At 51.2% G+C, this 1,708-nt stretch carries 3 protein-coding genes; 1 reads left to right on the forward strand and 2 read right to left on the reverse strand.

Annotation, left to right across the window (positions count from 1 at the left end; all coding sequences use genetic code 11):
* The coding region (locus KDK19_RS19270; RefSeq protein ID WP_257292654.1) for a hypothetical protein at positions 1–716 on the forward strand (716 nt) is incomplete at its 5' end.
* A 2-nt stretch (positions 717–718) separates the two neighbouring features.
* On the opposite strand, the gene pth is transcribed toward KDK19_RS19270, so the two are convergent.
* A complete protein-coding gene (pth, locus tag KDK19_RS19275) occupies positions 719–1,312 on the reverse strand; it encodes an aminoacyl-tRNA hydrolase (protein WP_257255436.1) in 594 nt (197 codons plus the stop codon).
* 56 nt (positions 1,313–1,368) lie between these two features.
* A complete protein-coding gene (locus tag KDK19_RS19280) occupies positions 1,369–1,683 on the reverse strand; it encodes a hypothetical protein (RefSeq protein WP_257292655.1) in 315 nt (104 codons plus the stop codon).
* Between the last annotated feature and the right edge of the window lie 25 nt (positions 1,684–1,708).

Consider the following 1,708-nt stretch of genomic DNA (forward strand, 5'->3'; position numbering starts at 1 on the left):
CTCTGGATAAGGTGGTTACCAAACGCCTGCTGCAATCTGTCGGCATCCCTATGGCTAAGGACAGAGTCGTCTATCGTAATGAGAACTGTGAAGACGCCACCCTCGACTGTATCGAATCCCTTGGACATAAGGTCATCATCAAACCATCAGGTCAGGGTTCCGGTATTGGTATCCAGTTTGCCGTGGGCTATGAAGACCTGATGAGTAAACTGAGAACCGGCCTGCAAATGGATGAAAAACTCCTGGTCGAAGAGTTTGTCACCGGTCGGGAAATCACTGCCGGCGTTCTCCATCTGGATGACGACTACCAGGTTTTGCCCGTTACCGAAATTACCACACCAGATGGTGCCTGGTATGACTATGTTCACCGCTATACACCGGGCCTCAGTGATCATGTGATCCCCGCCAGAATTTCGGAGGATCAGTGTCGGAAAGTTCAACAGATTGCACTCAAGGCACACCAGATTTTAGGCTGTCAGGACTTGAGTCGTTCTGACTTTATCGTTCCGGAATCAGGAGAGCCGGTATTTGCAGAACTGAACAACCTGCCGGGAATGACACCCACCAGCCTGTTTCCAGACGGTGCCAGACACGCAGGAATACCCTTTGACATCCTGATCTGTAAACTGGTGGATCAGGCTTTGAAACGGGGAGAAAACATGCGCAATGACAGAGAGTACTGGCCAATCCCCAAACTGGATATCAAGCCATCGTAAAATCAGGCTTTAAAGGTATGTAACTCTTGAACGGCCTTGGCACGAGCACCATTGAAGGCTTCTGGAGAGATGCGGATGGCTTCGTCGATCACCGAGTCGATCTTTTGACGATCCGCCACGGAAGGCTTGTTCAGCACATAATTAACCACCTCCTTACTCTCGCCCGGATGACCAATACCCAGACGCAAACGCAGAAAGTCTTTATTATTTCCCAATGCTGAAATAATGTCCCGAAGACCGTTATGTCCACCGTGCCCACCGCCCTGCTTCAGACGACCGATACCAGCAGGCAGATCCAGCTCATCGTGAACAACAAGAATAGATTGGGAAGGAATCTTGAAAAAGGTGCTGATCGCACCCACCGCCTGACCACTGCGATTCATGAATGTGGTCGGGTTTAGCAGACGGACATCCTGTCCACCGATGGTAACGCGGGCAGCTAAACCAAAAAATTTCTTCTCGGGCTGCAAGCTGGTACCGTAGGCCCGGGCCAACTGCTCCACGTACCAGAAGCCGGCATTATGGCGAGTATCATCGTATTGAGCACCAGGGTTGCCGAGTCCGACAACCAGCCTGATCGAGTGATCCTTCGCCATAACATCCTCCATAGCCCTGAGCTGCATATACAGCCCCGAACCATAAAAAAAGCTGATTACTCTTCGCCGCCTTCTTCTTCAGAAGCTGCTTCTTCAGCTTCTTCTTTACCGCCACGGGTAGACTGAACAGAAGCAACGTCCAGATCGTGGCCTTCACCCTGCTGCAGAGCAACCAGCTCAACACCTGCAGGCATGGTCAGGTCAGTCAGGTGGATGTGACCACCCAACTCAACATCCGCCATATCAACTTCGATGAATTCAGGCAGGTCAGCAGGCAGACATTTAACTTCTACTTCAACACGAGCGTGAGTGATAGCGCCACCGGCTTTCACACCTACACAGCTGTCTTCGTTCAGGAAGTGCAGCGGGATGTGAGTGGTTAATTATGTGCTGAAC

This window comes from Endozoicomonas sp. ONNA1, from assembly GCF_024606325.1.
Taxonomy (GTDB): domain Bacteria; phylum Pseudomonadota; class Gammaproteobacteria; order Pseudomonadales; family Endozoicomonadaceae; genus Endozoicomonas_A.